The organism is Arthrobacter sp. TmtSoilC51, from assembly GCF_055388015.1.
In genome coordinates, this window is record NZ_AP035877.1 from 1,970,820 (window position 1) to 1,995,958 (window position 25,139).

The window sequence follows — 25,139 nt, forward strand, 5'->3', positions numbered from 1 at the left end:
CAATGAGCCTTGCACGTCGGCTCATCTCAGCCGGATTCAATGACCTGGAAAAGGGCGAGCGGTTTCTTGCTGCCCCGGAGTTGGAAGGCATCGAACAAGATGCCCTGTTCGCCGGGCTCTCCTTGGCGGCGAGCCCGGATACCGCGCTGCAGTCACTGGTCCGGTTGATTGAGAAGAATCCTGGCCTCAAGAAGTTGGCCGCCGCGGATCCGGACACGAGCGAATCCCTGTACCGGCTGTTGGGGGCATCGGAGGCGCTGGGGGAGTTCCTCATGCGCAGGCCGGAGCATCTGGACGTCTTTGACGCGCGGGTAAGCCCGGAGCCGCTCCCGACATCAAGCGAAGAGCTCAGGTCCCTGCTCCTTCGCTCGGTCAAGGCCGAGCCAGGGGCGCAGCGCCCCGTGGCGGGGTTGACCGGGCTTCCGGCGTATGCGGCGTTGCGGACGGCGTACCGCCGCGGGCTAACAGAGCTGGCCATCAAGGACCTCTGTGCGGCGTCGCCGCAAGACTTCATGCCTGCCGTGGGTGCAGAGCTGGCAGACCTCGCCGGTGCTGCCATTGAAGCTGCACTGGCCGTTTCCAGGGCCGAGGCGGCTGCACAGTTCGACGCCTCGGAGGTGGCCGACGTCGGGCTCGCAGTCATCGGCATGGGCAAATGTGGTGCCCGCGAGCTTAACTACATTTCCGACGTCGATGTCATTTACGTTATCGAGGCGGAGGAGCTGGACGACGCCCGCGCCGCGACCATCGGCACCGCCTTGGCATCCGGAATCTCGCGGGCGATTTCCTCGTCGGCGCCTGAACCGGGCTTGTGGGAAGTGGACCCCAATCTTCGCCCGGAAGGGAAATCAGGGCCGTTGGTGCGGACCCTCGCCTCACACTTGAGCTACTACGCCCGATGGGCTGAGAGCTGGGAATTCCAGGCATTGCTGAAGGCGCGGACGATTGCGGGTGACCGTGAACTGGGCCAGCGGTATGAAAAGGCAGTGGAACCACTCGTGTGGGCCTCCGCCGGACGCGATGGCTTCGTCGAGTCCGTCCAGGCCATGAGGCGTCGGGTCACTGATTACATTCCGGCAGCCGAGGAACAGCGGCAGATCAAACTGGGGCGTGGCGGCCTGCGCGACGTCGAATTCACTGTGCAGTTGTTGCAGCTTGTTCATGGCAAATCGGACGAGTCGCTTCGCTGCCGGGACACGACCTCGGCCATTGCCGCGTTGTCCGCGGGCGGCTACATCGGACGCATCGACGCTGCAGGGTTCGACAACGCCTACCGGTATCTTCGGCTCCTGGAACACCGGATTCAGTTATTTCAGTTACGACGGACCCACCTCATGCCCGTGGCGGAGGATGCGCAGCGTGTGCTGGCCAAGGCTGTCCTGGGTCCGTTTTCCCTGGAACGCCCACATCCTGACCAGCTGATGGCAACCTGGCAGAAGACCAAGCGGTCCGTGCGGGAGCTGCACGAGCGTATTTTCTACCGGCCCCTGCTCAATACCGCGGCGAAACTCAGCAGCGAAGACGCCAAACTGAGCCCGGAAGCAGCCCAAGGCCGTCTTGCTGCCCTTGGCTACCTGGATCCCAAGGGCGCAATGCGGCACATTGAGGCGCTGACGGCCGGTGTCAGCCGGCGTGCGGCACTTCAGCGGCAACTGCTGCCCATTCTCCTTGGCTGGCTTGCCGAGGGCGTGGATCCGGACGCGGGCCTACTGGCATTCCGACGGGTCAGCGAGGCCTTGGGGACCACGCACTGGTATTTGGGCATGCTTCGCGATTCGCAAGCGGCAGCTGAGCGCCTCTGCCAGGTGCTTGCCAATTCCCGGCTCATTTCAGATCTCTTGGAAGTCTCGCCGGAGTCCGTGGCCTGGCTTGGCAGCGACAAGGATCTCGCGCCGATCCCCTTCGAGGCACAATGGCAGGAAATCCGGTCCAAACTATCCCGGCACCCGGATCCGGAAAGTGCCATGCGCCTCATCAGGTTGATCCGTCGCCGGGAGATACTGCGGACCGCGATTGCTGACAGCGCCGGATTGCTTGACCAGGATGCCGTGGGATTGGCGTTGGCCGAGACAGACCGCGCGGCCGTGCTTGGAGCCTTGCATGTGGCAGAAGCCATTGCTACCCAATCGGAACCTTTGAAAACCGAGGTCCTGGTCGTAGCGATGGGCAGGCAGGGTGGCCGTGAGATCGGCTACGGCTCAGACGCGGACGTCATGTATGTTCACCGTGCCCGGCCCGGATTCACGGATGAGGAAGCCCAGGAGCAGGCGACGGCGATTGTCGCCAAAGTATCCAGCCTTCTGACCCAGCCGCTCAAGCCCGCAATCATGGCAGAACGGGTATTGATGGTGGACGCGGATCTGCGACCCGAAGGCAAGAACGGTGCTATGGTCCGGTCGTTGGAGTCCTATGCCGAGTACTACCGGCGGTGGTCCCTGATTTGGGAGGCGCAGGCGCTGTTGCGTGCGCGTCCCATGGCCGGCTCGGACGAATTGGCAGAAGACTTCCTTCAGCTCATCGATCCCATCCGCTACCCGGCTGAACTCTCTGAACAGGACGTCAGGGAAATCAGGCGCATCAAGGCCCGGGTGGAATCGGAGCGGCTGCCTCGCGGCGCAGATCCGGCCCGCCACGTGAAACTTGGCCGCGGTGGATTGAGCGATGTTGAATGGCTTGTCCAGCTCATCCAGCTGCAGCACGCGGGCAAGCACCCCGGGCTGCGGACCACGTCGACTCTGGAGGCACTTGCCGCCGCCGAGAAACTTGGGCTTGTGGGCAAGGACGACGCCGGGCTCTTACGGGAGGCCTGGAAGCTCGCCAGCCGCATCCGGTCGGCGAACGTCATTGTGACCGGCCGGGCATCGGACGTACTTCCATCGTCCCGTAGGGACCTTGAAGCGGTGGCACGTTGGTGTGGCTATGCGCCCGGAACTGCAGGACAGTTCGAGGAGGACTACCTGCGACTCAGCCGCCGGGCCCGGGCCGTCTTCGAAAAGGAGTTCTACGGCAATTGAGGCCAGCCGGGCCAGGGCTTGGCCACTGCTGAAGTCCACTTGTGTCATTTTTCGGCTCCAGCGGCTGCCACCGCCTCACGGACGTGCCGCAGCATGGCGACTACCTGTGCCCCAGGCACGAGTTTGCCGTCCATCACGAAGCCCTCTTCCCGTTCCCGCAATGTTTCCACCATAAGGCCGCGCCAGTGCTCAAGTGTGGCTTGGTGTGCCTCGTCCCCGGCGAGGTTCGCGCATTCCTGGGGGTCGTCGTCGAGGTTGAACAGTTCCTCGGTGCCCTTGCCGGAACCCCAAATATACTTGTGGCGGCCATCGGTCAGCCAGTGCAGGTTTTGGCCCCAGTAAAGGTGCTCTCCATGCAGAACACCGCGGACCGCTTCTGTGCTCTGGCCGCGCACGATGGGCGCCAGGGACTTCCCATCCACTGATTCCGGTATCGGCAGCCCTGCGAGGTCCAGGAGCGTGGGCATGATGTCCCGGAGCTCGACAACGTGGTCCACTACTGCTCCACGGGCCGAGTCCTGTGCTGACGCTGCGTTGGCGATGATGAAAGGCACTCTGGCAGAACCTTCATAGGGCACTGCCTTTCGGAACATGTGGTGATCACCCATCATCTCGCCGTGATCGCTGGTAAAGGCTATGACAGTATCCTCGTAGAGCCCGAAGTCAACCAAGGACTCCTTGATCCGGTTGATTTGGAGGTCGATTTGCGCCATCAGGCCGTAGTAGCCCGCGCGGGCCCGATGGACAACGCGGTCCGGAATGTTGCCAATGCTTGCTTGGTAGTTGCCGTCCTGCCTGTGCTCATCCCAGTGATGCTCCCAGTTCCCTTCCACCGGCTCATAGGCAGGAATGTTGAGGTACTGATCGAACGCCCACGACGGCGGATCGTACGGTGGGTGCGGACGATGGAAGGACAGGTAGAGGAAGAACGGCTTCACGGGATCGCGCCGGTGCATCCACTCGATGGCTTGTGATCCGATCCAGTGCGTCGGGTGAAGGTTCTCAGCCTTATCCCAAGGGCGCGCGACCAGTGAATTGCAGTTCACGCCATGGTCAAAGTAGTCAGCGTCCGGTCCCATTCCAGGTTGTCTCCGCAGCCAAGGGACATAGTCGTCGAACATGGCGAAGTGCTGCTGGTGGTTACGCCGGGCATGGTGCAGAAAGCCATCGTGGAGGATGACATCGTCGAATCCAAGCCTGGAACGCTCCGGCCAAACATGCATCTTTCCAATGGCCTGGGTATGGTAACCGGCCTTCCGGAACTCGTCCTGAATTGTCAACGGGTGTGCGGCATGGAAAGGAACGCCGTCGTTGTAGCCAACGCGCCCGTGCCGCTCCTGCGATTGGCCGGTGAAGAGGGCAACGCGCGCGGGCACGCACGATGGCGTTGCAGAGTAACCCTTGGAGAACCTGACCCCGTTCCTGGCCAGTTCATCGAGGTGGGGAGTCTCCATATAAGGGTGGCCTTCCGCGGATAAGCAGTCGCCCCTCCACTCGTCCACGCAGATCAGGATGACGTTAGGCTGGGGCATCGGGGTGGTTCCTTTAGTCGTAGGAATCTCTTGGATCAACCATAAGTGTGAGTGGTCCCGGAATGCTCGATTATGACTCGAATGAAGGATTTTTGATCGATAATGATCACGGCGCGATGATCTGGCTCATAGCCCTCAAGCTGCTGGACGATGACGCGCGCGCCATCCAGTTGGGCGCAGTGGCGGAAATGGCGGTGGAGCCAGCCCAGCGTGATTTTGTCGGCGACCCCCTTCGCATGATGCTGGTGAGTCTCGAAGAGGAATCCCGGTTCCCCTACGTGATTGAAGCTGGAGGGCTGGGCGTGGGAGTCCTGACCCTGCAATCCGGAGCGGCGCGCCTCGCGGGATGGCAGGATGACGATTCCGTCTGGCTCCTTCGGGGATTCCTTATCGACTCGAAATCCCAAGGTCGGGGCCTCGGCACCCTCGCCGCAAAGGCTGCAGTGGAGGAAGCCCGCAAACTGACGGCCAGGCAGGGTGGCGGCCAGGCCGGCGTCGTGCTTTCCGTCAATGAACGCAACCTTGCAGGCCTCTCGGCTTATGCAAAGGCGGGCTTTGTGGAATCCGGGCGCTACCTCGGCGGCAACTCCGGTCCGCAGCGCATTATGTACAGGGCCTTTGAGGGCGCTTAGGTCTCGAGGGTTACCGTCAACATAGGTTGACGAACACCATGGCGTCAATTATGGTTGACGCCATGGAGGTGGACAGAATGAAAACCCTTGTTGGATCAATGGACGGCATGGGGCCCGCGGAGGCGCTGTATGCCATAGCTGAACTTCACAAGGAGGTTGGCAGGGCTGAGGCTTCCCTGGTGCGTGCAGCCAGGCAGGCCGGTTTGTCGTGGGAAGCAATCGCACTTTGCCTCGGTGTTACGAAGCAGGCGGTACACAAGAAGTACGGGAAGCAGTAGGACCAGTCCGGGGGAACGGCGCCGCCCATGGGGTCTGTTCGTCCGGGCCCGGTGTCCCTTAGGATTCTCGCGTGACAGTCAGGCGGGATTCGGAGGGTGCACTCTTCTCAGATGCGTCGTGCTTCCGCTGTGAGCAGGCGGGGCCGCACTGGTCTTCCCGGCATGGCCGTGGCGATGTCTATGCGTGCCGACGTTGTTTCGCAACGTTTGCCGACGCCGAATCGGGACAAGCTGACGGGGGAGCGCAAGGCCTTTCACTGATGGCTGCTGCTGCCCCTGCTGCTGGCCCGGAGGGGCTGGGTCTTTTCGAAACCAAGTAGTACCTGTGCTCGCGGCCTAAAAGACGAGTACACACTACTCGTGTCCTCAGGTACTCCTGTTGGGCAGCATATTTGCTATGACAGCCTATGTGATTGAACAAGCGGCACTGATTCACCGCTGTCAGTGCTGCGGTGAAGAAACCGATCGGGTCTTTTGCGTGGAGTGCGCAGCCCCGCAGAAACCCGGAGAAGTCCCGAAAACCGGGCACTAAAGAACTTAGGCCAAGGTGCTGGCTCGTCCGTTGGCAACGCTTATAGACTCGTTCCGTAACTACTCTCGATGCCTTAGGAGAAGTACATGGAATACAACGGAAGTTCGTTTGAGAAGGCCATTCCTGCTGGAGAGTTGGATCGCCGCCACGTGGGTCAGTCCATTAGCTTTCAACCCAACGATTTCACGGTTGTCTTCGGGACGATCGCGGGCATCGCAAGGACCGAGGCGCTTGTATACCTATCGCTTGAAGGCGTCTCCGGCGGCACGCATCTGAAGGATGAGTACGACCTCCCGATTGATCAGCACGTCTACCTCCAACTGGATCCCCTGAGCAGCGCAGAAAAAGGCCTTTCAGACGCCGCAAAGGCCGTCAGGGAGAAACTGGACGAGTTCGGAAAGAACATCCGCGACCGGGATCAGGGCAAGGAATCCGAGTAGACAGCAGCACGCCATAGCGTTGCGGGCATTTTGCGGCCTCCAAACGCCATCGGCGGCCAACAAAGAAGGGCCGGCAACAGGTATTAGCCTGTTGCCGGCCCTTCTCTCTCGGGAATCCGGGGGATCCCTGTGGACTAAACCTGGTTTAGCCGCCGGTGTTGCTAGACGCCGTAGTAGAGCTCGAACTCGTACGGGTTCGGGCGCAGTGACAGCGGGCGAATCTCATTCTCGTACTTGTATTCAATCCAGGTATCGATCAGGTCCTGGGTGAAGACGCCGCCAGCCTGCAGGAACTCGTTGTCCTCGCGCAGGGCTTCGAGGGCCTCTTCGAGGGAACCCGGAGCCTTGGGGATGTCCTTGGCTTCCTCGGCCGGGAGCTCGTAGAGGTCCTTGTCGATGGGAGCCGGCGGTTCGATGCGGTTGCGGATGCCGTCAATGCCGGCCATCAGCTGGGCAGCAAACGCCAGGTACGGGTTGGACGAGGGGTCCGGAGCGCGGAATTCGATGCGCTTGGCCTTCGGGTTGGAACCCGTGATCGGGATACGGATACCAGCAGAGCGGTTGCCCTGCGAGTACACCATGTTGACCGGAGCTTCGAAGCCCTTGACCAGGCGGCGGTAGGAGTTAACCGTCGGGTTGGTAAACGCGAGGACTGCGGAGGAGTGCTTCAGCAGGCCGCCGATGTACCAGCGAGCGGTGTCGGAGAGGCCAGCGTAGCCCTTCTCGTCGTAGAACAGGGGGTCGCCATTGCTCCACAGCGACTGGTGGCAGTGCATGCCCGAGCCGTTGTCACCGAAGACCGGCTTCGGCATGAAGGTGACGGACTTGCCCCATGCGTCTGCAGTGTTCTTGATGACGTACTTGAACTTCTGGAGGTCGTCAGCAGCTGCGGTCAGCGTGGTGAACTTGTAGTTGATCTCTGCCTGGCCGGCGGAGCCAACTTCGTGGTGGGAGCGCTCGACCTCGAGGCCGGCCTTGTCCAGCTCAACGCACATGGCGTCGCGGAGGTCAGCCTGCTTGTCGGTGGGGGAAACCGGGAAGTAGCCGCCCTTGACGGGGGTCTTGTAGCCGAGGTTTCCACCCTCTTCCTTGCGGCCGGTGTTCCAGTGGGCTTCCTCGGAATCAATCTTGTAGAAGCTGCCTTGCGGCGAGGACTGGTACTGGATGTTGTCGAAGACGAAGAACTCGGCTTCGGGAGCAAAGAACGCGGTGTCGGCGATGCCGGTGGAAGCCAGGTACGCTTCAGCCTTCTCTGCCACGCCGCGGGGATCGCGGTGGTAGGGGTCGCCCGTACGGGGGTTCACGATGGAGAAGTTCAGTGCAAGCGTCTTCTCGATGCGGAATGTGTCGATGAAAGCCGAGGTCACATCCGGGATGAGCTGCATGTCGGACTCAGCGATGCCCTGGAAGCCGCGGATGGAAGATCCGTCGAAGAGCTGACCGTTCACGAAGAAGTCGAGGTCTACGCTCTTCGCCGGCACGTTGAAGTGCTGCTGGACGCCCGGAAGGTCGGTGAAGCGGATATCGACGAATTTGACGTCTTCGTCTTTGATGAACTTGAGGACTTCGTCCGCAGTCTTGAACATCTATGCTCCTTATGCATATCAAGTAACAGGCCCGGAAGGCCGCGTGGGCCAGCCCATGCCGGAGGCCCGGAGACACAAAAAATTCCCCTTGCCGCGGTGGCTAGCAACTCATACCACCCTAGAGAGATGGGATTTCCCGGGAGTGTCAGTATTGTTTCGGGCAGGTTACAGAATCATCTGTTGTGTAAACGGTAGTCGGCTTTCCGGTGCCAGGTCTACGCGGGTCCAGTGGGCGAACACTTTGGCGCTATGTCTGCCCAGCCGCAGGCACGAAAGGCGGCCTCCGACGTCGGACCATCCGTCGGCCAGCCGTTAGGCTTGGAGTGTGGTTGATCGAAAAGACATAGGCTCCTGGCTGAGCGGGCCGGACACTTCCGGCATCTCCAAATATCCGGGCGAGAGACTCGGCCTTCCTGAGGCCGGACCAGGCTCGATGGCGAGGGCTGGACGCCGGATCCTGGGCATTGTGATCGACTGGACAATTGCCCTGGTCATCAGCAACTTCGCATTCGGCGGCAACCAGTGGGCGACGCTCGCAGTCTTTGCCGTGGAACAGATTCTGCTGATCGGCACCCTGGGCTACAGCATCGGACACAGAATTGCCGGTATTCATGTGGTCCGCTTGGGCGGAGGTCCGGCAGGCCCCCTTGCCGCTGTGGTGCGTACCTTGCTCCTGTGCCTGGTTATCCCTGCCGTCATCTTTGACCCCGACCAGCGTGGACTTCACGATAAAGCCATGAATACCATCCTGATTCGGATGTAGGGTCCATAAGGAAAACCGCCCCCGTCTCTCACGAGACGGGGGCGGTTTTCGTTATGGACAATCAGCGGCTACAGACAATCAGCGTCCGCGTGCGGCCTTGCGGTCCGGGCGGGCCTTGTAGGGGTCGATGCCCTTGGGGATCGGCAGGCGGGTACCAAGGGAGTTGATGCGCTTGGACACAGCGTTGACCTCCACCTTGGTGAGTTCGTTCTTCATCTTGCCCATGGTCTTGGCGAGTTTGTTCAAAGGTACCTGGCCCTCACCGCGACCGGATTCCAGAACGTGGATGGTGACGTTGGGCAGGATGCGCGTGAGGCGCTTGCGCTCAGCTTCCACCAACGGCTTAACCCGGTGCGTGGGGCCTTCGCTGACCAAAACCACGCCTGGACGACCAATTGCCATGAACACGGCGTCCTGGGTGCGCGGGTTAACCGCGACAGGCTGATCCTGGGTGACCCAGCCACGGCGAAGAGTGCCCAAGGCCGCGCCGGAAGCACCCGGCTGGTTCTCGATCTGCGCGAAGGCAGCCTTCTCTGCGCGACGGGAGAGGATAAAAACGGCGGCCAGAAGACCCAGCGGAATACCGATGATTAGGCCGGTGACCCAGTTTTCCAGGAGGAATCCGATGAGGAAGGCGACGGCAACTACCGCCAGGAACGCCAGCAACATGATCCACACGACCTGTGGATCATTGCGCCGCGTCATCTTGAAGACTTCAGCGATCTGCTTCAGCTGGCTCGGCTTCTTGGCCTTGGCTTCTTTGGGCTTGCGCTGGAACAGCCCACGCTTGGGGGCGTCGGCCGAGGGGGTCGATTTGCTGGAATCAGAGGAATTCGCCATAGTGCCTTAATTCTACGTGATGGACGCCGAAGGGCCGGACGCCATTACGCACGGCATCCGGCCCTTCGGTACTACTCGCTGGTGCTGCTGCTGAGATGCCTTTTGCTGTGGGCTTAGGCGTGTGCGGCGAGGATGGTGGAGGCTTCCTGGCGGGTGGTGCCGGAGGACTCGATGTGGGCCAGGGCGGCGGGGATTTCCCAGCCCTTCTTGCGCATCGCGGTGGCCCACAAACGCCCGGCACGGTACGAGGAGCGGACCAGGGGCCCGGACATCACGCCGAGGAAGCCGATCTCCTCGGCCTCGTGCTGGAGGTCCACGAACTCCTGCGGCTTGACCCACCGGTCCACGGGCAGGTGCCGTTCGGACGGGCGCAGGTACTGGGTGATCGTGATCAGGTCACACCCTGCGGCGTGCAGGTCCCGCAGCGCTTCGGAGATTTCCTCGCGGGTTTCGCCCATGCCCAGGATCAGGTTGGACTTGGTCACCATGCCCAGGTCCCGGCCCTGGGTGATGACATCCAGGGAGCGTTCGTACCGGAACGCCGGGCGGATCCGCTTGAAGATCCGCGGCACGGTCTCCACGTTGTGCGCGAACACCTCGGGCTTGGAATCGCAGATCGCCTTGATGTGTTCGGGTTTGCCGGAGAAGTCCGGGATCAACAGCTCCACCCCGGTGCCCGGGTTCAGTTCGTGGATCTTGCGGACCGTTTCGGCGTACAGCCACACACCCTCGTCGGCGAGGTCATCACGGGCCACACCGGTCACCGTGGCGTAGCGCAGCTGCATGGCCTGGACACTCCGGGCCACCTTGGTGGGTTCGAACATGTCCACCGGGGAAGGTTTGCCGGTATCGATCTGGCAGAAATCACAGCGCCGCGTGCATTCGGACCCGCCGATCAGGAACGTCGCTTCCTTGTCTTCCCAGCACTCGAAAATGTTCGGGCAGCCGGCCTCCTCACACACGGTGTGCAGGCCTTCCTTCTTCACCAGGTTCTTCAGCCCGACGAACTCCGGCCCCATCTGGACCTTGGCCTTGATCCACTCGGGCTTGCGTTCAACCGGGACAGCCGAGTTGCGCTGCTCAACGCGCAGCAACTTACGGCCTTCAGGTGCCAGGGTCACTGGAGTGCTCCTTCTGGGGTGGAAACGAGTGCTTCTTCATGTTTGCGGAACTCTTCCACGAAGCGGTCAACGATGTCAGCCGGGTTGATGGTCCGGCCGGTTTCCAGCGACATGGTGGTGACGCTGGCGTCGGTGATGCCGCACGCGATGATCTGCGCATAGGGCGCGAGGTCGTTGCTGCAGTTAATGGCCACACCATGCATGGTGACGCCGTCCAGGACCCGGATGCCGATCGCTGCGATCTTGCGGTCCGGTCCCTTGTCATCGGCGAGGATCCATACGCCGGCCCGGCCCTTCACGGTGACTGCGGGGATCCCGTAGTCCGTCATGACGGCGATCATGGTGGCTTCGAGCCGCTCGACGTAGTCCCGGATTCCTGCGCGGTTCTTGAGCTTGAGGATCGGATAGGCGATGAGTTGTCCGGGGCCGTGCCACGTCAACTTACCACCGCGATCCACGGGAACCACGGGCGTGCCGTCAAAGGGGCGCTCGTGGTCTTCGGTGAGCTTGCCTGCCGTGTACACGGCGGCGTGCTCGAGGAGCAGTACGGTGCTGTTTTTCTCGCCGGCAACAACTTTGTTGTGGATTTCGCGCTGTAGGTCCCAGCCCTGCATGTAATCAACGAAATCCGGGGCAAGACCCAGTTGTGAAAACTCAAGAGTCATGGGTTCAAGCTTAGACCCAGCACGTCACTCACCATGATTTTGTGGTGAACCTCTCAGTCGCATCCGTCATCGTGGCCGTCCGGCGTCGCGGCCTGGCAGTGCCTGTGGATAACTTCTGCGGGAAATCCGATCATCCGGTAGACCTTGGATATGGAAACTACGGATGCTTCTGCCGGCTTGGTCCCGCACATTCCGGGATACACGCCATCACGTCCACTGGGAACGGGTGGCTCCTCGATAGTCTGGCTTGCCAGCAGGGACAAGGACGGCGCCCGCTTCGCCATCAAGTGCGTCACAGCCAAGCCGGGCAAGGAGTCCCGGGGGCTGGCGGCACCGGGCCACGAAAGTGCCCTCCGTGAGGTTCGGATCCTGTCCAGGCTTAAGCACGAGCACCTTATCCGGATTCACGACGTGGTGGAGTTGGGTGGCGGGCGCCGGGGCAGTTTTGGCCTGGTGATGGACTATGCGTCCGGAGGTTCCCTTGCGAACCTGGTGGGCGTCCGGCGCAAGCTTGGAGTCGGGGAAACCGTGACGATACTGACCCCTGTTGCCCAGGTATTGTCCTACCTCCATGCCGAGGGGACGGCCCATGGGGATATTTCGCCGGGCAATGTGTTGTTCACCGCCCAAGGCAAGCCCCTGGTGACAGACCTTGGTGTGGCGGGCGTTGTAGGGGAAGAGAACCAAAGCCTCGACGTCGGCACGGCTGGCTTCATGGACGGTTATGTTGCTGCGCGGCTCACCGGAGATGGAGTAGAAGAAACCCTGCAGCCGCAACGGGACGTCTATTCGTTAGCCGCGCTTGGGTGGTATTGCTTGACTGGCGCGGCGCCGGAACCCGCCAAGCATCGCCCACCGCTTCCTCTTTTGGTCCCCGATGTACCCAAAGGCCTCGCCGCTGCCCTTGAGGCGGGACTGGATCCTGATCCGCGGGCGCGTCCTACCGCCAGGGAGTTGGGCACTGCGATCTATCGCAGCGCCGCGGCACAACCAGTGGATCTTGCCGGGTCCGTACACCCATCGGTGATCCCTGAGTTGATCACCCGGCGGCAGGCCGGCGGGCGACCACGGCGAAGGAGCCGACTGTTCGGTGCCGTCTTGCAGCTCCGGGCACTGCGGACAACAATGACTCCGCGTCCCGAACGCCGCAAGCGAAAAAGGCAACTGCAGCGTGGGCCACGTGCCAGCGTCCGCGTCGCATTCGTAGTGGCTGCGGGAGTGCTGGCTGGTGCGGTTGGGTGGGCCACCTGGCTGGGAATCCAGGAGCCTGCAGCGGGTTCGACGTCCGTAGCAACCGAAGGGACAACGGTGGTGGACGGTCGGTCCCTTTCGGATTCGCTTCCGGACGCGCTTTCGGACGCGCTCGGCTCCGAGGATCCGGTAACGGCGGCCTATGCGCTTTCGGTTGTACGGGACATGGCGCTGGGTCTGGATCGTCACGAATTGCTTGCAAGCGTCAACGCAGCAGGCTCTCCTGCCGAAGCGGCAGACGCCGCGTTGGGGCAGCAATTAAGGGCCACCGGTATCCGCTTTGCCGGACTCACCACGAGCCTGAGCGGCGTGGCAGTGACCGGCACGGTGGAGGCCGGTCAGGCCGTCATTGCCCTGACCGCAACGACCTCTGGCTACGAAGAGCGCGATGCCTCCGATCACTTGGTGAAGTCCCAGGCGGTCGGGAAACCCCAGGAGTTGCGTCTCGTCCTTGTCCGTTCGACTGGACAATGGAAGATCTCCGAGATTCTTGGTCCTGGCTAGCGGTACTGCCAACGAGGTTGCTTGCGGTGGGTTGGACGATTCAGCGCGAAGAGCCGCTTGTCAGCCAAGCCATGGCTTCGTCGAGGCTCGGGTGTTGCCAGTGAAAACCAGCGGCGGCGAGCTTGGCTGGTTCCATTCTTTGGTTGGCTAGGACGAGTTCGTCCGCAAGTTGGCCAAGGACAAGCCGCAGGGCAGGCCGTGGGACGCGGACGAAGGCAGGTCGGTGGAACGCTTTCGCCAGCCGCCCGACAATGGCGTTAACGTCTGCGCTTTCCGGGGCGCACACGTTGACTGCGCCTTCCAGATCGGACTTGAGGAGGAAAGCGAGTGCAGCGGCTTCGTCGGCGAGCGTGATCCAAGGCCAAAATTGTCGCCCGTTTCCGAAGGGTCCGCCAAGCCCAAGCCTGAGCAGGGGAAGCATCGGGCCGAGCGCACCGCCGGAAGTGCTCAAAACCACGCCCGTCCTGGGGGTAACTACCCTTACGCTGGATGGGGCGGTTCTGGCCGTATGCTCCCATTCGACGCACAGCGGACCCAGCACTCCCGCGCCTGGACCGGAGTCCTCACGGAGCACGCCGTCCCGGGAGGCACCGTAATAGCCGGACGCGGACTGGCTGACAAAGGACAAGGTTGGCTGGCCAAGGCGACGCATCGCCGCAGTGAGTGTGCGGGTTGGCTGAAGACGCGACTCACGAAGGATGTTGATTCTTCGCTTGGTCCAGGGCCGGTCTCCGATTCCAGCGCCGGACAAGTTGACCACCGCGTCTGCGCCCTCAAGGAATGCCTCGTCCAAGACTCCAGTGGCTGGATCCCATGTTCTTTCGTCGGCTGCCATGGCAGGCCGCCGGACCAGCCGGATGACCTCATCGCCCTCACTTCTCAAATGCGCGGACAAAGCCGTCCCAATCATGCCTGAGGCTCCCGACAAAACGATTCGCATGACCCATCTCACCACGATCCCGGCATGTGGCGGAAACACCGCGCGAAGCGCGGGGCGCGTGCCTCTTGACGGCGTGCCTCTTGACTATGATCGAACAATGACCTCCTCCAGCTACCTCCGTTTCCCGCATGTGCATGGCGAACTGGTCACGTTCGTGGCCGAAGACGACATCTGGATCGCCCCCATCTCTGGTGGCAGGGCATGGCGTGTTTCGTCCCAGCAGTTGCCGGCAAGGAATCCCCGTTTCACTCCCGATGGCAAACGGCTCGTGTGGACTGCCATTGTTGGTACGGCACCGGAGGTTGTCACGGCGGACGTCGACGGCGGCCGGTACAGGCAGCTGAGCTACTTCGGACACAGCACAACCCGGGTCAAGGGCTTCACGCCGGCTGGAAACGTCCTCGTCACCAGTGCCTTCCAGCAATCCGAGAGCCGCCACACGTACGCCTATAGCCTCCCCTTGGACGGAGGTGCCGCCGTCGAACTTCCTTTCGGGCCGGTGGAGGCGGTGGCGTTCGGACCGGAAATCGGTGACGAGAAGCCCGTGGTCCTGGCGAGCGTCCTTTCCCGGGAGCCGGCTTGGTGGAAACGTTACCGGGGCGGCACCGCAGGCAAGTTGTGGATTGACGCTGACGGTAACGGTGAGTTCGAGCGTTTGATCCCCGAGGTTGAGGGCAACCTGACTGACCCGCTGTGGATCCAAGGACGCATCGCCTTCCTTTCAGACCACGAAGGCTACGGAAACCTCTATTCAGTGCTTCCCGACGGCTCAGGACTGCGCCGTCACACTGACCATGAAGATTTCTATGTCCGGCACGCCAGCACGGATGGCCAGCGGATAATCTTCGAATCTGCTGGTGAACTCTGGATCCTGCCCTCACTCGACGCCGATGCTGAAGCCGTGAAGCTGGACATCACGCTCGGCTCTGCATCGCCGGCACGGCGCCCCGCACCACTGAAAGCGTCTGCGCATTTGGGCGATGTATTTCCGAACACTGCAGGAACGGCCAGCGCCGTTGAGTCACATGGCACCATCCATTGGCTCCGCCACAAGGACGGGCCGTCGCGGGTGGTCGAAGCGACACCGGGTGTCCGGGCCCGCCTTCCGCGCCCCTTGACGGATGGCCGGATCGCCTACGTGGCCGACCACGGGGGAGTGGAGGCCCTGTACGTCAAGCGCATCGCCGCCCGTTTGTCCGGAGTCGTTGACGTGCCGAAGGCTGCGGAGCCGGCTGTTGTCTCCAGTGAAGCCGAACTCCCCAAACCGGTTTCTGCGACGAACGTCCTGGCGCAAGGTTCCTCCATGAACGCGTCAGCCAACCAGGCCGCGAATACGGACCTTGCGGCGGAAAACCCCGATGAAGCCGCTCATGCCCACCCCTCAGCAGACACTGTGGGGGGAACTGGGGTACCTGTCGCTCCCATAGCTGTCGAGGAAGCGGACGACCTCCGCCTGGACTTCCCTGCACCTACAAGGACGAGCGCGCTGGAAGCCAGCCCTGATGGTCGCTGGGTGGCCATCGGCACGGCTTTTGGTGACGTTTTCGTAGCTGACACGACCACCGGGACACTGACGCGTCTGGTGAGTATTGGCGAAGGCAGCGTTGAACAATTGTCGTGGTCCTCTGATTCGCAGTGGCTTGCCTGGTCCGAGCCGGTGACGTCGTTCGGTTCCCGCAGCAAGCTTCGGTTGGTCCGCCCCGCGGAACCTGACGCCGGCATCATCGATGCCACTGACGGACGCTTCTGCGATGAATCACCCCGGTTCACGCCGGACGGGAAGTTCCTGGCTTTCCTGTCCAACCGAAGCTTTGACCCCGTCTATGACGGACATTCGTTCGACCTTTCCTTCCCGAGTCCCATCAAGCCGTACCTGCTGGCCTTGGCTGCTGATACGCCGTCCCCGTTCGGGCCGTCCGTGGACGAGCTTGAGGATCTGCCGGCCACCACAGCAAAGCCCGACGACGGCGGCGCGCCAGTTGTGCGCGTGGATGCAGATGGCCTTGCGCACCGTGTCATCACGGTGCCTGTGGCGCAGGGAAACTACTCCGCACTCGCAGCAGGCGACGGGGCGCTGCTGTGGCTTGATACTGAGCTGTCGGGTGTCACTGGCGAAGGGAAGGGCACCCTGCAGGATAAGAAGACTGCCCCGTCCTTGGTGCGCTTCGACCTTGCCAAGCGCAAGGAATCCACCCTCGTTGCCGCCGTGGACAGCTATCGGTTGTCGGGCGATCGCAAGAGGGTGGTCTATGTCCTTGATAAGCAGATCATGTCAATTCCGTCAGACACCAAGGTGGACGAGGAATCCGGGGAACTGGTCAAAGTGGATCTCAACAGGATCCGCGTGATCCTGGATCCCGTGGCTGCCTGGGGCCAGGCCTTCGACGAAGCATGGCGCCTGCAGAGGGACTTCTTCTGGGCTCCGGACATGGCCGGGCAGGACTGGGATTCGGTCTATAAACGCTACCGTCCGATTGTGGACCGGCTCGGTTCCCACGACGACCTCGTGGACCTGTTGTGGGAGATCCACGGCGAACTGGGCACCTCGCATGCCTATGTGCGGCCTCTTCCGGTGACTGAACCTGGCCGCAACGGTCAAGGCAGACTGGGGGCCGAGTTGCAGCTCGGCAGCAAGGGCTGGGAAATAACCAGAATCCTGGCTGGAGAGTCTTCTGATCCATTGGCCACCTCGCCGTTAACGCGTCCCGGCGCGGATGCGAAGGTGGGCGACGTCCTCCTGGCGATTGACGGCGTCGAGCTTTCCGCGGCGCTGCCGCCAGCCATGCAGTTGGTGGGTGCAGCGGGGCGCACCGTTGAATTGACACTTTTGAATGGCGCCGGACATGGCGAGGCCGCGGGTGTCCAACGACGGGTTGCCGTGGTTCCGATCCGTGACGAGGAGCGGTTGCGCTACCAGGACTGGGTCCGGGCCAATCGACGCACAGTTCGTGAGGCGTCAGGCGACAAGTTCGGTTACCTGCACATTCCGGACATGATGGCCAACGGGTGGGCCCAGCTGCATCGTGACCTCGATACAGAGACCGCCTTGGACGGCTTGATTGTAGACGTCCGGCGTAACCGTGGGGGGCACACCTCACAACTGGTGGCCGAGCTCATTGGCCGGAAGGTCACTGGCTGGAGCATGCCGCGTGGCGAGAAGCCGCGGACTTACCCGCACCATGCTCCCCGGGGCCCCGTGATTATCCTGGCCGACGAATTTGCTGGGTCCGATGGCGACATCATCACGCAAGTGTCCAAGCTGAGGGGCATCGGGCCAGTCATCGGCGTACGGACCTGGGGCGGAGTGGTGGGCATTGACAACCGCTTTGCGCTGGCTGATGGTACCGGGGTGACCCAGCCCCGCTATGCCACATGGTTTGGCGGTGGGATCGGCTGGGATGTTGAAAACCGCGGTGTGGAACCCGACATCGAAGTTCTCTTCCCGCCGCATGCCTACGCAGCAGGCACAGATCCGCAACTTGAGTACGGCATTGGCGCGCTCAAGGAAATGATCCAGGAGCTACCCACTGACCGACCTCCGTTGCGAGAAGGTTATCGCCAGGTGCGGCCAGCCCCGTTGCCTGCCCGTCCACAAAAGGGCTAGCTGCGCCGTTTCAAGTTCGCGGCGCGATGAAAATTGCGAAAGGCCCCGTAGCCTTCCCGGCGGGTTCTAGCGGTCGTTGCAACACCCATCATTTTTGGGAGTTGCAACGACCGTGTCGTCTTTAAGGGGGACGTCCCCGTCAGGAAGGAAGTACACCCAGCAGCAGAAGGATCAATTCTTTGCTGCCCTGGACCGGTTAGGGACAGTGACGGCTGCTGCTGAGGAGCTTGGCCTGAACCGGAATACGTGCGGTCAATGGGCGAGGAAGGCGCCTGCGGGACTACGTAAAGGACAAGCTGCTCTTACGCTGGTCACCGGAGCAGATCAGCCACGCGTTGGTCGACGAGTTCCCCGACAGACCGGAGATGCGTGTGAGCCCAGAGACGATCTACCAAGCCCTCTACATCCAAGCCAGAGGCGGGCTTAAACGCGAGATACAGGCAGCCCTACGCACGGGACGGACTCGGCGTAAACCCCACCAATCCGGCGAGCAACGCACGCCCAGGTTTGTGGACCCCATGGTCATGATCTCCGAACGCCCGCCAGAAATCGAGGACCGCGCCATACCCGGCCACTGGGAAGGAGACCTCATCACCGGCACACTCAACCAGTCCGCCATCGCGACCCTAGTCGAACGCACCACCCGCTACGTCATGCTCGTCCACCTGCCACGGGACCACAGCGCAGAAACTGTCCGCGATGGACTCATCAAGACCATGGCCACCCTGCCAGCGCACCTTCGCGGCTCCCTGACGTGGGACCAGGGCGCGGAAATGGCAGGACACAAATCGTTCACCCTCGCCACTGACATGCAGGTCTACTTCTGCGACCCCGCCAGCCCCTGGCAACGCGGATCCAACGAGAACACCAACGGGCTGCTGCGACAGTACTTCCCTAAAGGAACCGACCTGTCCGTTTACGGACCCGAAGATCTCGAACACGTCGCCCAGGAACTCAACGGTCGCCCACGCAAAACGCTCGGCTGGAAGACTCCAGCCGAGCGTTTACGTGATTTACTACTAACCACCTAACCAGCAGGTGTTGCAACGACCCCTTGAAACCGCCCCCTGACCGGGAGGCCGCGGGGCCTTTGCTGTGATGCTGTGTTGGTGCTGCGAAGCCTGCCTGAGCTATGCGGCGAGCGTTGCGTCCAGGGTGATCTCAATGCTGGCAAGCGCACCCGAAACGGGGCAGCCGGTCTTGGCTTCTTCGGAGATGCGGCGGAACTCCTCTTCCGAGATGCCCGGAATCCTGGCGGTCATGGTCAGGTGGCTGCCAGTGATGCCGGTGCCCGGAACGAAAGTGACGTCGGCCTGCGTCTGAATTTCCTCCGCGGTAAATCCTGCCTGCGCAAGGGTGTTGCTGAAAGCCATGGAGAAGCATGCGGAGTGGGCTGCGGCGATCAGCTCTTCGGGGCTCGTCTTGCCGCCTGCCTGCTCCGTGCGGGCCTTCCAGGTGACATCGAACGTGCCCAGGCCCGAGCTGTCCAGGGTCGTGTTGCCGGAGCCCTCAATCAGGTTGCCGTTCCAAACCGTGTGTGCGGTGCGTGTTGCTGCCATGTCCACTCCTCTGGGGTCGTTGTGAATCGGCAACCAGCCTTCGGCGGTTGCCACCGGATCAATCCTATGGATTTGGCCCGCGTGCTGCACAGCCATTCCGCTGTCAGTGGATTGTGACCCCTGGCCAGCACGGGACAAAGCAGCCGACCCGCCCGGCGAAGGCGGATCGGCTACTTCTGCTGCGCGATCAGTTCCAGATCGTGGCGATGGCGATGTTCACCAAGGCCAGTCCGCCAACGCCGTGGGCCAACCCTGTGGAGACAGGTTCGCCATTCTTGACCTTGCGGGAACCGATAACTGCCAGGACAGCAACGGCCGCGCCGATCGCGAACTTGATGCCGAGCTTGAAGTAGTTGGGATCGGCATCCGGCATCAGTGGCAGGATACCCATCATCGCGATGCCTGTGAGCAGCTGCAGGAATGCGCCGTCCCGCTGGCGGGGGTGAACGGTGGGCGTCTTGATGGTGGCGATCCAGTAGCCCACAATCATGGCCGCGCCGACGATGTGCAAGAACACCAGAATGCTGAAGAGAATACTCATGGCCCCAGCTTATCCAGTTGGTTCTACGCCTTGTAGCAAAGCCACGCGGGTTCCCCAAAGCCGCATGTGTTCGCCAAAGCCACGTATGGGGAATTAAACGCGGCAGGGCCGGCTCCGGGTTGCCCCGGAGTCGGCCCTGCCGTTGACTAGACGTGCTTGGCGCTACAGACCAAGGTCTGCTTCGAAAGCACCTTCCTCAAGGCGTGCCTTGAGGGTTTGCAGGAAGCGGCCGGCGTCCGCACCGTCCACCAGGCGGTGGTCGTACGTGAGCGACAGGTACATCATGGAGCGAATGGCAATCGAATCGTCGCCGTTTTCGTCGGCGACCACGACGGCGCGCTTGACGATTGCGCCCGTACCCAGGATGCCCACCTGCGGCTGGTTGATGATCGGGGTGTCGAACAGGGCACCAACGGAACCGATGTTGGTGATGCTGAAGGTACCGCCGGACAGCTCGTCGGGGCCGATCTTGCCATCGCGGGTACGTCCTGCGACGTCCGCGATCTTAGCGGCCAGGCCGGCAAGGTTGAGGTTACCGGCGTCGGAGATCACCGGTACCAGGAGGCCCTTGTCGGTGTCTACCGCAATAGCCAGGTGCTCGGCGTTGTGGTAGGTGATTTCCTGCTTGGACTCGTCGTAGGCAGCGTTCAGCTTGGGGTGCTGCTTCAGTGCTTCCGCCACGGCCTTGGCGATGAACGGCAGGAAGGTCAGCTTCACACCGTTCTGTGCCTGGAACGAATTCTTGGCCTTCAGACGGAGCTTGGCGATCTTGGTCATGTCGACCTCGTGCACCTGGGTCAGCTGGGTGGAGACTTCCAGTGACTCGCGCATACGGCGGGCGATGACCTGACGGATACGCGGAGCCTTCTCCGTGGTGCCACGCAGGGACGAGGCAACAACGGGTGCCGCAGCTTTGGCGGCAGGAGCAGAAGCAGGGGCCGCGGCCGGCGCTGCTGCGGCGGCTTGCTTGGCTTCAGCTGCGGCAAGGACATCCTGCTTACGGATGCGGCCACCGACGCCGGTGCCGGACACGGAAGCGATGTCCACGCCCTGCTGGTTTGCCAGCTTGCGTACCAGGGGAGTGACGTAGCCGGACTCGGAGGACGAGCCAGCTTCGGCCGGTGCAGCAGGAGCCTGTGCAGCAGAAGGAGCCTGTGCAGCAGGAGCGGGCGCAGGTGCGGAGGCGGCAGCAGGAGCAGCTGGCGCTGCAGCGGTAGCCGGCGCGGGAGCATCAGCCGCAGGAGCGGGAGCAGCTGCGGGAGCTTCAGCCGCGGGGGCGGCGGGCGCTGGAGCCGCAGCAGGCGCGGCAGCGCCGGAGCCGATGACGGCGAGAACCGATCCGACCTCGGCGGTTTCGTCTTCGTTGACGCGGATTTCCTGCAAAGTGCCTGCAACCGGGGAAGGAATCTCGGTATCGACCTTGTCAGTGGAAACCTCAAGAAGGGGCTCGTCCACCTCAACGGTGTCGCCAACAGCCTTGAGCCAGCGCGTGACGGTGCCTTCGGTAACGCTTTCACCCAAGGCGGGGAGGGTTACTTCGTGGCCTTCGCCGCCGGAGGCCGCAGGAGCTTCAGCAGGGGCTTCCTCAGCAGCGGGCGCAGCGGGGGCTTCTTCGGCGGGGGCAGCCTGCTCGGCAGCCGCAGGTGCTTCCTGGGCGGCCGGCGCTTCTTCAGCCGCTGGCGCGGCGGAGCCGGAGCCGTCGCCGATGCGTACCAAGGGGGCGCCAACCTCTGCGGTCTCGTCTTCAGCGACGAGGATTTCTTCGATGACGCCTGCGATCGGAGAAGGGATTTCGGTGTCTACTTTGTCGGTGGAAACCTCGAGCAACGGCTCGTCGATCTCTACCCGGTCACCAACCTGCTTGAGCCAGCGGGTGACGGTTCCTTCGGTGACACTCTCACCGAGGGCGGGCAAGTTAACGGATTCAGACATGTCGTCCCCGTTCTCCTTATTGATCTTTTGTGCGGATGAATTCTGCTGGTCCGGACAGAGTGCATGCGGCGGATTCCGCCGCATGCACCCTGTCCGTTTGTCTTGGGTAAAGACTTAGCCGTGGAGCGGCTTGCCCGCGAGGGCGAGGTGGGCTTCGCCCAGGCTTTCGTTCTGGGTGGGGTGGGCGTGGACCAGCTGGGCCACGTCCTCCGGGTAGGCTTCCCAGTTCACGATGAGCTGGGCTTCACCGATCTGCTCACCCATGCGGGAGCCGATCATGTGGATGCCCACCACGGGGCCATCCTTCTGGCGGACAAGCTTGACGATGCCACCGGTGCCGAGGATTGAGCTCTTGCCGTTGCCGGCAAGGTTGTATTCCTGGGTCTGCACCTGGTCGTCGCCGAACTTCTCCTTGGCGGCCTTTTCGGTGTAGCCCACCGTTGCGATTTCCGGCTCGCAGTAGGTGACCTTGGGGATGTTGATGTCTTCGACGATTGCCGGGTTCAGGCCGGCGATTTCCTCGGCGACGAAGATGCCCTGCTGGTAGCCGCGGTGTGCGAGCTGGACGCCAGGGACGATGTCGCCAACGGCGTAGATGTTGCCAACGCCGGTGTGGAGGCGTTCGTTGGTGATGACGAAGCCTCGGTCGATGGTGATGCCTGCTTCTTCGTAGCCAAGGTTGGCGGTCACCGGACCGCGGCCAACGGCCACGAGCAGGAGGTCGGCTTCGAACGTCTGGCCGTCAACCAAGGTGACCTTGACGCCGTCGTCGTTCTGCTCAACGCCCTGGAAGAAGATGCCGGTGGTGAACTTGATGCCGCGCTTCTTGAAGGCACGCTCAAGGTTCTTGACGATGGAGGCGTCCTCGTTGGGGACGAGGGAGGGGAGGCCCTCAATGATGGTGACGTCCACGCCGAAGGACTTCCAAACGGAAGCGAACTCGACGCCGATGACGCCGCCACCGAGGACGATCGCGCTCTTGGGGATGTAGTCCATGGTGAGGGCCTGGTCCGAGGTGATGACCTTGCCGCCGATTTCCAGGCCGGGGAGTGAACGGGAGTAGGAACCCGTGGCCAGGACAATGTTCTTGCCCGTGTAAGAGGTGCCGTTCACGACGACGGTGTTGTTGCCCTGGAGCTTGCCTTCACCCTCGATGACGGTGATGCCCTTGGACTTGATGAGTCCCTGGAGGCCCTTGAACTTACCGGCGATGATGCCGTCCTTGTATGCGTTCACGGCAGACATGTCGATGCTGTCGAGCGTGACGTTCACGCCATACTTGGCGGAATCGCGTGCATGGTCGGCCAGTTCGGCCGAGTGCAGGAGTGCCTTGGTGGGGATACAGCCGTTGTGCAGGCAGGTTCCGCCGAGCTTTGCCTTTTCCACAAGGCCAACGGTGAACCCAAGCTGTACGGCCCGCAGGGCAGTGGCGTAGCCGCCGCTGCCGCCACCGAGTACCAGGATGTCGAATTCTTGCGCAGTTGCCTGATCGGCCACTAAAACGCTCCCTCGCGTGAATGATGACACGGGACTGCGTGTCATCGGGTCTTTGGAACTTGTTCTGCCGTGATTATGCCAGCACCTAAGTTCTCTTGCATTTGTGACTATCGAGTTCACCTTAGCGAACCACCTACCCATGCTCCACCCTCCACGGGCGTTTGTGGAGCGCTTGTGTCGAGACTCACGTTCACTTGTGACACAGCGCTACACCCCGCATAATTCCGGGGCTGTGCGGGCAGTGCGGACGGATCCGCACTACCCGCACAATCCGCTTAAGTGCGGTGGAGCCGGGTGCTTACTCGGAGCGGGCCAGCAGATCCTCTGCGTAGGCCACCAAGGTACGGACGGTGCATCCTGTCCCTTGCTTGGGCGTGTAGCCGTAAGGGCTGCCGTTGTTGAACGATGGGCCGGCGATGTCGACGTGGGCCCACGGGATCTGCTGGCCGTCGCCGTTCTTGCCCACGAATTCACGCAGGAACACGGCCGCGGTCATCATGCCGCCGTTACGCTCGCCGATGTTGGCCAGGTCCGCAACCTGGGAGTCCAGGCTCGGGCGAAGCTCTTCCGGGAGCGGCATCGGCCAGACGAGCTCGCCTGCGCGGTCTGCGGCAGACTTCAACGCCGCAGTAACGGAGTCGGACCCCATGACGCCTGCCGTGCGCAGGCCGAGCGCGATGAGCTGGGCGCCGGTGAGTGTAGCGACGTCGATGATGGCGTCCGGCTTTTCCAGGCTCGCGGCCACCAAGCCGTCCGCCATGACCAGGCGGCCCTCGGCGTCCGTGTTCAGGACCTCGACCGTTTTTCCACCATAGACAGTAAGAACGTCGGCCGGCCGCTGGGCAGCGCCGGATGGCATGTTCTCGGCAATGCAAAGCCACGCGGTTGCCTTGATGGGCAGGCCCAGCGAGGCGATGGCGAGGACCGTATTAAGAACGACGGCGGCGCCGGCCATATCGCTCTTCATGTCACCCATGCCGAGGGCAGGCTTAATGGAGATACCGCCGGTGTCGAAGGTAATGCCCTTGCCGACGAGCGCGATCTTCCGGGTTGCCTTTGCCGGAGCGTACTCGACCTTGACCAGGCGTGGCTGGCGGGTTGAACCCTTGCCGACACCGAGGATGCCGCCAAAGCCTTCCTTTTCCAGACGCTTTTCATCCCAGACCGTCACCTTTACGGGAAGTCCTTTGGCCAGTTCCTTGGCGGATTCGGCGAATGACTCGGGGTACAAGTGGCTCGGTGGCTGGTTGACGAGCGTGCGCGTCGCGTTGACGGCCCTGCCCAGTACTGTTGCCCGGTCAAGCGCAGGTTGTACAGCTTTGGCGTCCACGCCGGTGAAGATCAGTGCCTTGGCCACCGGATCCTTGAGCCCATCCCTGCTTGAACGGTGTTCAGTGTAGGAGTACGCGCCCATGGCGGCGCCTTCGGCGATTGCAGCGACGTCGGTGACGGACGCCGTCGGGAACGCCAAGGTCACCGATGGGACCCCGGCAAGCTGCCGGATTGCGGACCCTGCGGCCCGGCGCAGCGCCTCTTCAGTCAGGCTGCCGTCCTCGGACAATTTGCCCACGCCTGCCAGGACCAGGATCCCTGAGCCCGTTTCCGGCAAACCCGGAAGGCGGTGCGCCTGATCAGGAGCCCCGGTGACCCCAAGGAGCTTCAGCGATCCCTCCATGGACTCAGCGGCCTTGGCGCTGAGCGGGTTCTCGAGCAGCACTGGTCCGTCCGAGCCTTGGGCAACTCCGATCACAAGTGCGTCGCTGGGTGACTTTTTCAGGTCCTTGGCGATGACGCCGAGGATGATGTCAGTAGTCTTGACCACGAGGATGTTTCCTCACTTCTCTCTGCATTGCATGGCGGGGCCGTATGTTTGGCGGCCTGCCCCGGTACGCGCCCGACGTCCTCTTG

At 62.3% G+C, this 25,139-nt stretch carries 18 protein-coding genes and 1 pseudogene; 8 read left to right on the forward strand and 11 right to left on the reverse strand.

What is annotated here, in order from left to right; all coding sequences use genetic code 11:
- Positions 1-2 precede the first annotated feature (2 nt).
- Entirely contained in the window at positions 3-3,014 is a 3,012-nt protein-coding gene (locus ACZ5G6_RS08990; RefSeq protein WP_223936743.1) for a bifunctional [glutamine synthetase] adenylyltransferase/[glutamine synthetase]-adenylyl-L-tyrosine phosphorylase, read from the forward strand.
- Positions 3,015-3,058: 44 nt separating this feature from the next.
- Here the strand turns inward: ACZ5G6_RS08990 and ACZ5G6_RS08995 are convergent, their stop codons facing one another.
- Positions 3,059-4,546: an arylsulfatase gene (locus ACZ5G6_RS08995; protein ID WP_223936744.1), complete on the reverse strand. Its 1,488-nt coding sequence runs from the start codon at positions 4,544-4,546 to the stop codon at positions 3,059-3,061.
- Between the two features lie 62 nt (positions 4,547-4,608).
- On the opposite strand from ACZ5G6_RS08995, the gene ACZ5G6_RS09000 reads away from it, so the two are divergent.
- The 3 genes from ACZ5G6_RS09000 to ACZ5G6_RS09010 all read left to right on the forward strand — a co-directional run bounded on the left by ACZ5G6_RS09000 (position 4,609) and on the right by ACZ5G6_RS09010 (position 6,428).
- Positions 4,609-5,178, forward strand: coding sequence for a GNAT family N-acetyltransferase (locus tag ACZ5G6_RS09000; protein ID WP_498691817.1), 570 nt, complete (start codon positions 4,609-4,611; stop codon positions 5,176-5,178).
- 62 nt (positions 5,179-5,240) lie between these two features.
- Complete coding sequence (locus ACZ5G6_RS09005) at positions 5,241-5,456, forward strand: AsnC family protein (RefSeq protein ID WP_498691818.1); 216 nt, start codon at positions 5,241-5,243, stop codon at positions 5,454-5,456.
- A 618-nt stretch (positions 5,457-6,074) separates the two neighbouring features.
- Positions 6,075-6,428, forward strand: a complete 354-nt coding sequence (locus tag ACZ5G6_RS09010) for a hypothetical protein (RefSeq protein WP_498690874.1) — start codon at positions 6,075-6,077, stop codon at positions 6,426-6,428.
- 161 nt (positions 6,429-6,589) lie between these two features.
- Here ACZ5G6_RS09010 and glnA read toward each other — a convergent pair whose 3' ends face one another.
- On the reverse strand, positions 6,590-8,014 hold the full coding sequence (glnA, locus tag ACZ5G6_RS09015) for a type I glutamate--ammonia ligase (protein WP_216923010.1): 1,425 nt from the start codon (positions 8,012-8,014) through the stop codon (positions 6,590-6,592).
- A 325-nt stretch (positions 8,015-8,339) separates the two neighbouring features.
- On the opposite strand from glnA, the gene ACZ5G6_RS09020 reads away from it, so the two are divergent.
- Positions 8,340-8,777, forward strand: a complete 438-nt coding sequence (locus ACZ5G6_RS09020) for an RDD family protein (protein ID WP_223936748.1) — start codon at positions 8,340-8,342, stop codon at positions 8,775-8,777.
- 78 nt (positions 8,778-8,855) lie between these two features.
- Here ACZ5G6_RS09020 and ACZ5G6_RS09025 read toward each other — a convergent pair whose 3' ends face one another.
- The 3 genes from ACZ5G6_RS09025 to lipB all read right to left on the reverse strand — a co-directional run bounded on the left by ACZ5G6_RS09025 (position 8,856) and on the right by lipB (position 11,403).
- Positions 8,856-9,617, reverse strand: coding sequence for a DUF4191 domain-containing protein (locus tag ACZ5G6_RS09025; RefSeq protein WP_223936749.1), 762 nt, complete (start codon positions 9,615-9,617; stop codon positions 8,856-8,858).
- A gap of 113 nt (positions 9,618-9,730) precedes the next feature.
- Entirely contained in the window at positions 9,731-10,738 is a 1,008-nt protein-coding gene (gene lipA, locus ACZ5G6_RS09030) for a lipoyl synthase (protein WP_223936751.1), read from the reverse strand.
- The gene (gene lipB, locus ACZ5G6_RS09035) at positions 10,735-11,403 is read right to left on the reverse strand and encodes a lipoyl(octanoyl) transferase LipB (protein WP_223936753.1); all 669 of its coding nucleotides are present in this window, start codon (positions 11,401-11,403) and stop codon (positions 10,735-10,737) included. The genes lipA and lipB overlap by 4 nt, the downstream gene beginning before the upstream one ends.
- Before the next feature lie 150 nt (positions 11,404-11,553).
- Between lipB and ACZ5G6_RS09040 the strand changes: the two genes are divergently transcribed.
- Complete coding sequence (locus ACZ5G6_RS09040; protein WP_498690876.1) at positions 11,554-13,158, forward strand: serine/threonine protein kinase; 1,605 nt, start codon at positions 11,554-11,556, stop codon at positions 13,156-13,158.
- A 40-nt stretch (positions 13,159-13,198) separates the two neighbouring features.
- Here ACZ5G6_RS09040 and ACZ5G6_RS09045 read toward each other — a convergent pair whose 3' ends face one another.
- Positions 13,199-14,098, reverse strand: coding sequence for a TIGR01777 family oxidoreductase (locus tag ACZ5G6_RS09045; RefSeq protein WP_223936756.1), 900 nt, complete (start codon positions 14,096-14,098; stop codon positions 13,199-13,201).
- Positions 14,099-14,195: 97 nt separating this feature from the next.
- On the opposite strand from ACZ5G6_RS09045, the gene ACZ5G6_RS09050 reads away from it, so the two are divergent.
- On the forward strand, positions 14,196-17,702 hold the full coding sequence (locus ACZ5G6_RS09050) for a S41 family peptidase (protein WP_498690881.1): 3,507 nt from the start codon (positions 14,196-14,198) through the stop codon (positions 17,700-17,702).
- Between the two features lie 272 nt (positions 17,703-17,974).
- Positions 17,975-18,733 (forward strand): annotated as a pseudogene (locus tag ACZ5G6_RS09055) (IS30 family transposase); the annotation flags it as partial.
- Positions 18,734-18,832: 99 nt separating this feature from the next.
- Here ACZ5G6_RS09055 and ACZ5G6_RS09060 read toward each other — a convergent pair.
- The 5 genes from ACZ5G6_RS09060 to ACZ5G6_RS09080 all read right to left on the reverse strand — a co-directional run bounded on the left by ACZ5G6_RS09060 (position 18,833) and on the right by ACZ5G6_RS09080 (position 25,053).
- A complete protein-coding gene (locus ACZ5G6_RS09060) occupies positions 18,833-19,261 on the reverse strand; it encodes an OsmC family protein (protein ID WP_223936760.1) in 429 nt (142 codons plus the stop codon).
- A gap of 187 nt (positions 19,262-19,448) precedes the next feature.
- A complete protein-coding gene (locus ACZ5G6_RS09065) occupies positions 19,449-19,802 on the reverse strand; it encodes a hypothetical protein (protein ID WP_223936761.1) in 354 nt (117 codons plus the stop codon).
- A 162-nt stretch (positions 19,803-19,964) separates the two neighbouring features.
- Positions 19,965-21,734, reverse strand: a complete 1,770-nt coding sequence (gene sucB, locus ACZ5G6_RS09070) for a 2-oxoglutarate dehydrogenase, E2 component, dihydrolipoamide succinyltransferase (RefSeq protein ID WP_498690882.1) — start codon at positions 21,732-21,734, stop codon at positions 19,965-19,967.
- Positions 21,735-21,848: 114 nt separating this feature from the next.
- A complete protein-coding gene (gene lpdA / locus ACZ5G6_RS09075; protein WP_498690884.1) occupies positions 21,849-23,231 on the reverse strand; it encodes a dihydrolipoyl dehydrogenase in 1,383 nt (460 codons plus the stop codon).
- Between the two features lie 298 nt (positions 23,232-23,529).
- A complete protein-coding gene (locus ACZ5G6_RS09080; RefSeq protein ID WP_223936768.1) occupies positions 23,530-25,053 on the reverse strand; it encodes a leucyl aminopeptidase in 1,524 nt (507 codons plus the stop codon).
- Positions 25,054-25,139: the final 86 nt, after the last annotated feature.

Excerpts from the sequence above, each read along its gene's own strand:
- ACZ5G6_RS08990 (WP_223936743.1), top strand. The coding sequence starts at position 3 with ATGAGCCTTGCACGTCGGCTCATCTCAGCCGGATTCAATGACCTGGAA.
- ACZ5G6_RS08995 (WP_223936744.1), bottom strand. The coding sequence starts at position 4,546 with ATGCCCCAGCCTAACGTCATCCTGATCTGCGTGGACGAGTGGAGGGGC.
- ACZ5G6_RS09000 (WP_498691817.1), top strand. The coding sequence starts at position 4,609 with ATGCTCGATTATGACTCGAATGAAGGATTTTTGATCGATAATGATCAC.
- ACZ5G6_RS09005 (WP_498691818.1), top strand. The coding sequence starts at position 5,241 with ATGGAGGTGGACAGAATGAAAACCCTTGTTGGATCAATGGACGGCATG.
- ACZ5G6_RS09010 (WP_498690874.1), top strand. The coding sequence starts at position 6,075 with ATGGAATACAACGGAAGTTCGTTTGAGAAGGCCATTCCTGCTGGAGAG.
- glnA (WP_216923010.1), bottom strand. The coding sequence starts at position 8,014 with ATGTTCAAGACTGCGGACGAAGTCCTCAAGTTCATCAAAGACGAAGAC.
- ACZ5G6_RS09025 (WP_223936749.1), bottom strand. The coding sequence starts at position 9,617 with ATGGCGAATTCCTCTGATTCCAGCAAATCGACCCCCTCGGCCGACGCC.
- lipB (WP_223936753.1), bottom strand. The coding sequence starts at position 11,403 with ATGACTCTTGAGTTTTCACAACTGGGTCTTGCCCCGGATTTCGTTGAT.
- ACZ5G6_RS09040 (WP_498690876.1), top strand. The coding sequence starts at position 11,554 with ATGGAAACTACGGATGCTTCTGCCGGCTTGGTCCCGCACATTCCGGGA.
- ACZ5G6_RS09045 (WP_223936756.1), bottom strand. The coding sequence starts at position 14,098 with ATGCGAATCGTTTTGTCGGGAGCCTCAGGCATGATTGGGACGGCTTTG.
- ACZ5G6_RS09050 (WP_498690881.1), top strand. The coding sequence starts at position 14,196 with ATGACCTCCTCCAGCTACCTCCGTTTCCCGCATGTGCATGGCGAACTG.
- ACZ5G6_RS09060 (WP_223936760.1), bottom strand. The coding sequence starts at position 19,261 with ATGGCAGCAACACGCACCGCACACACGGTTTGGAACGGCAACCTGATT.
- ACZ5G6_RS09065 (WP_223936761.1), bottom strand. The coding sequence starts at position 19,802 with ATGAGTATTCTCTTCAGCATTCTGGTGTTCTTGCACATCGTCGGCGCG.
- sucB (WP_498690882.1), bottom strand. The coding sequence starts at position 21,734 with ATGTCTGAATCCGTTAACTTGCCCGCCCTCGGTGAGAGTGTCACCGAA.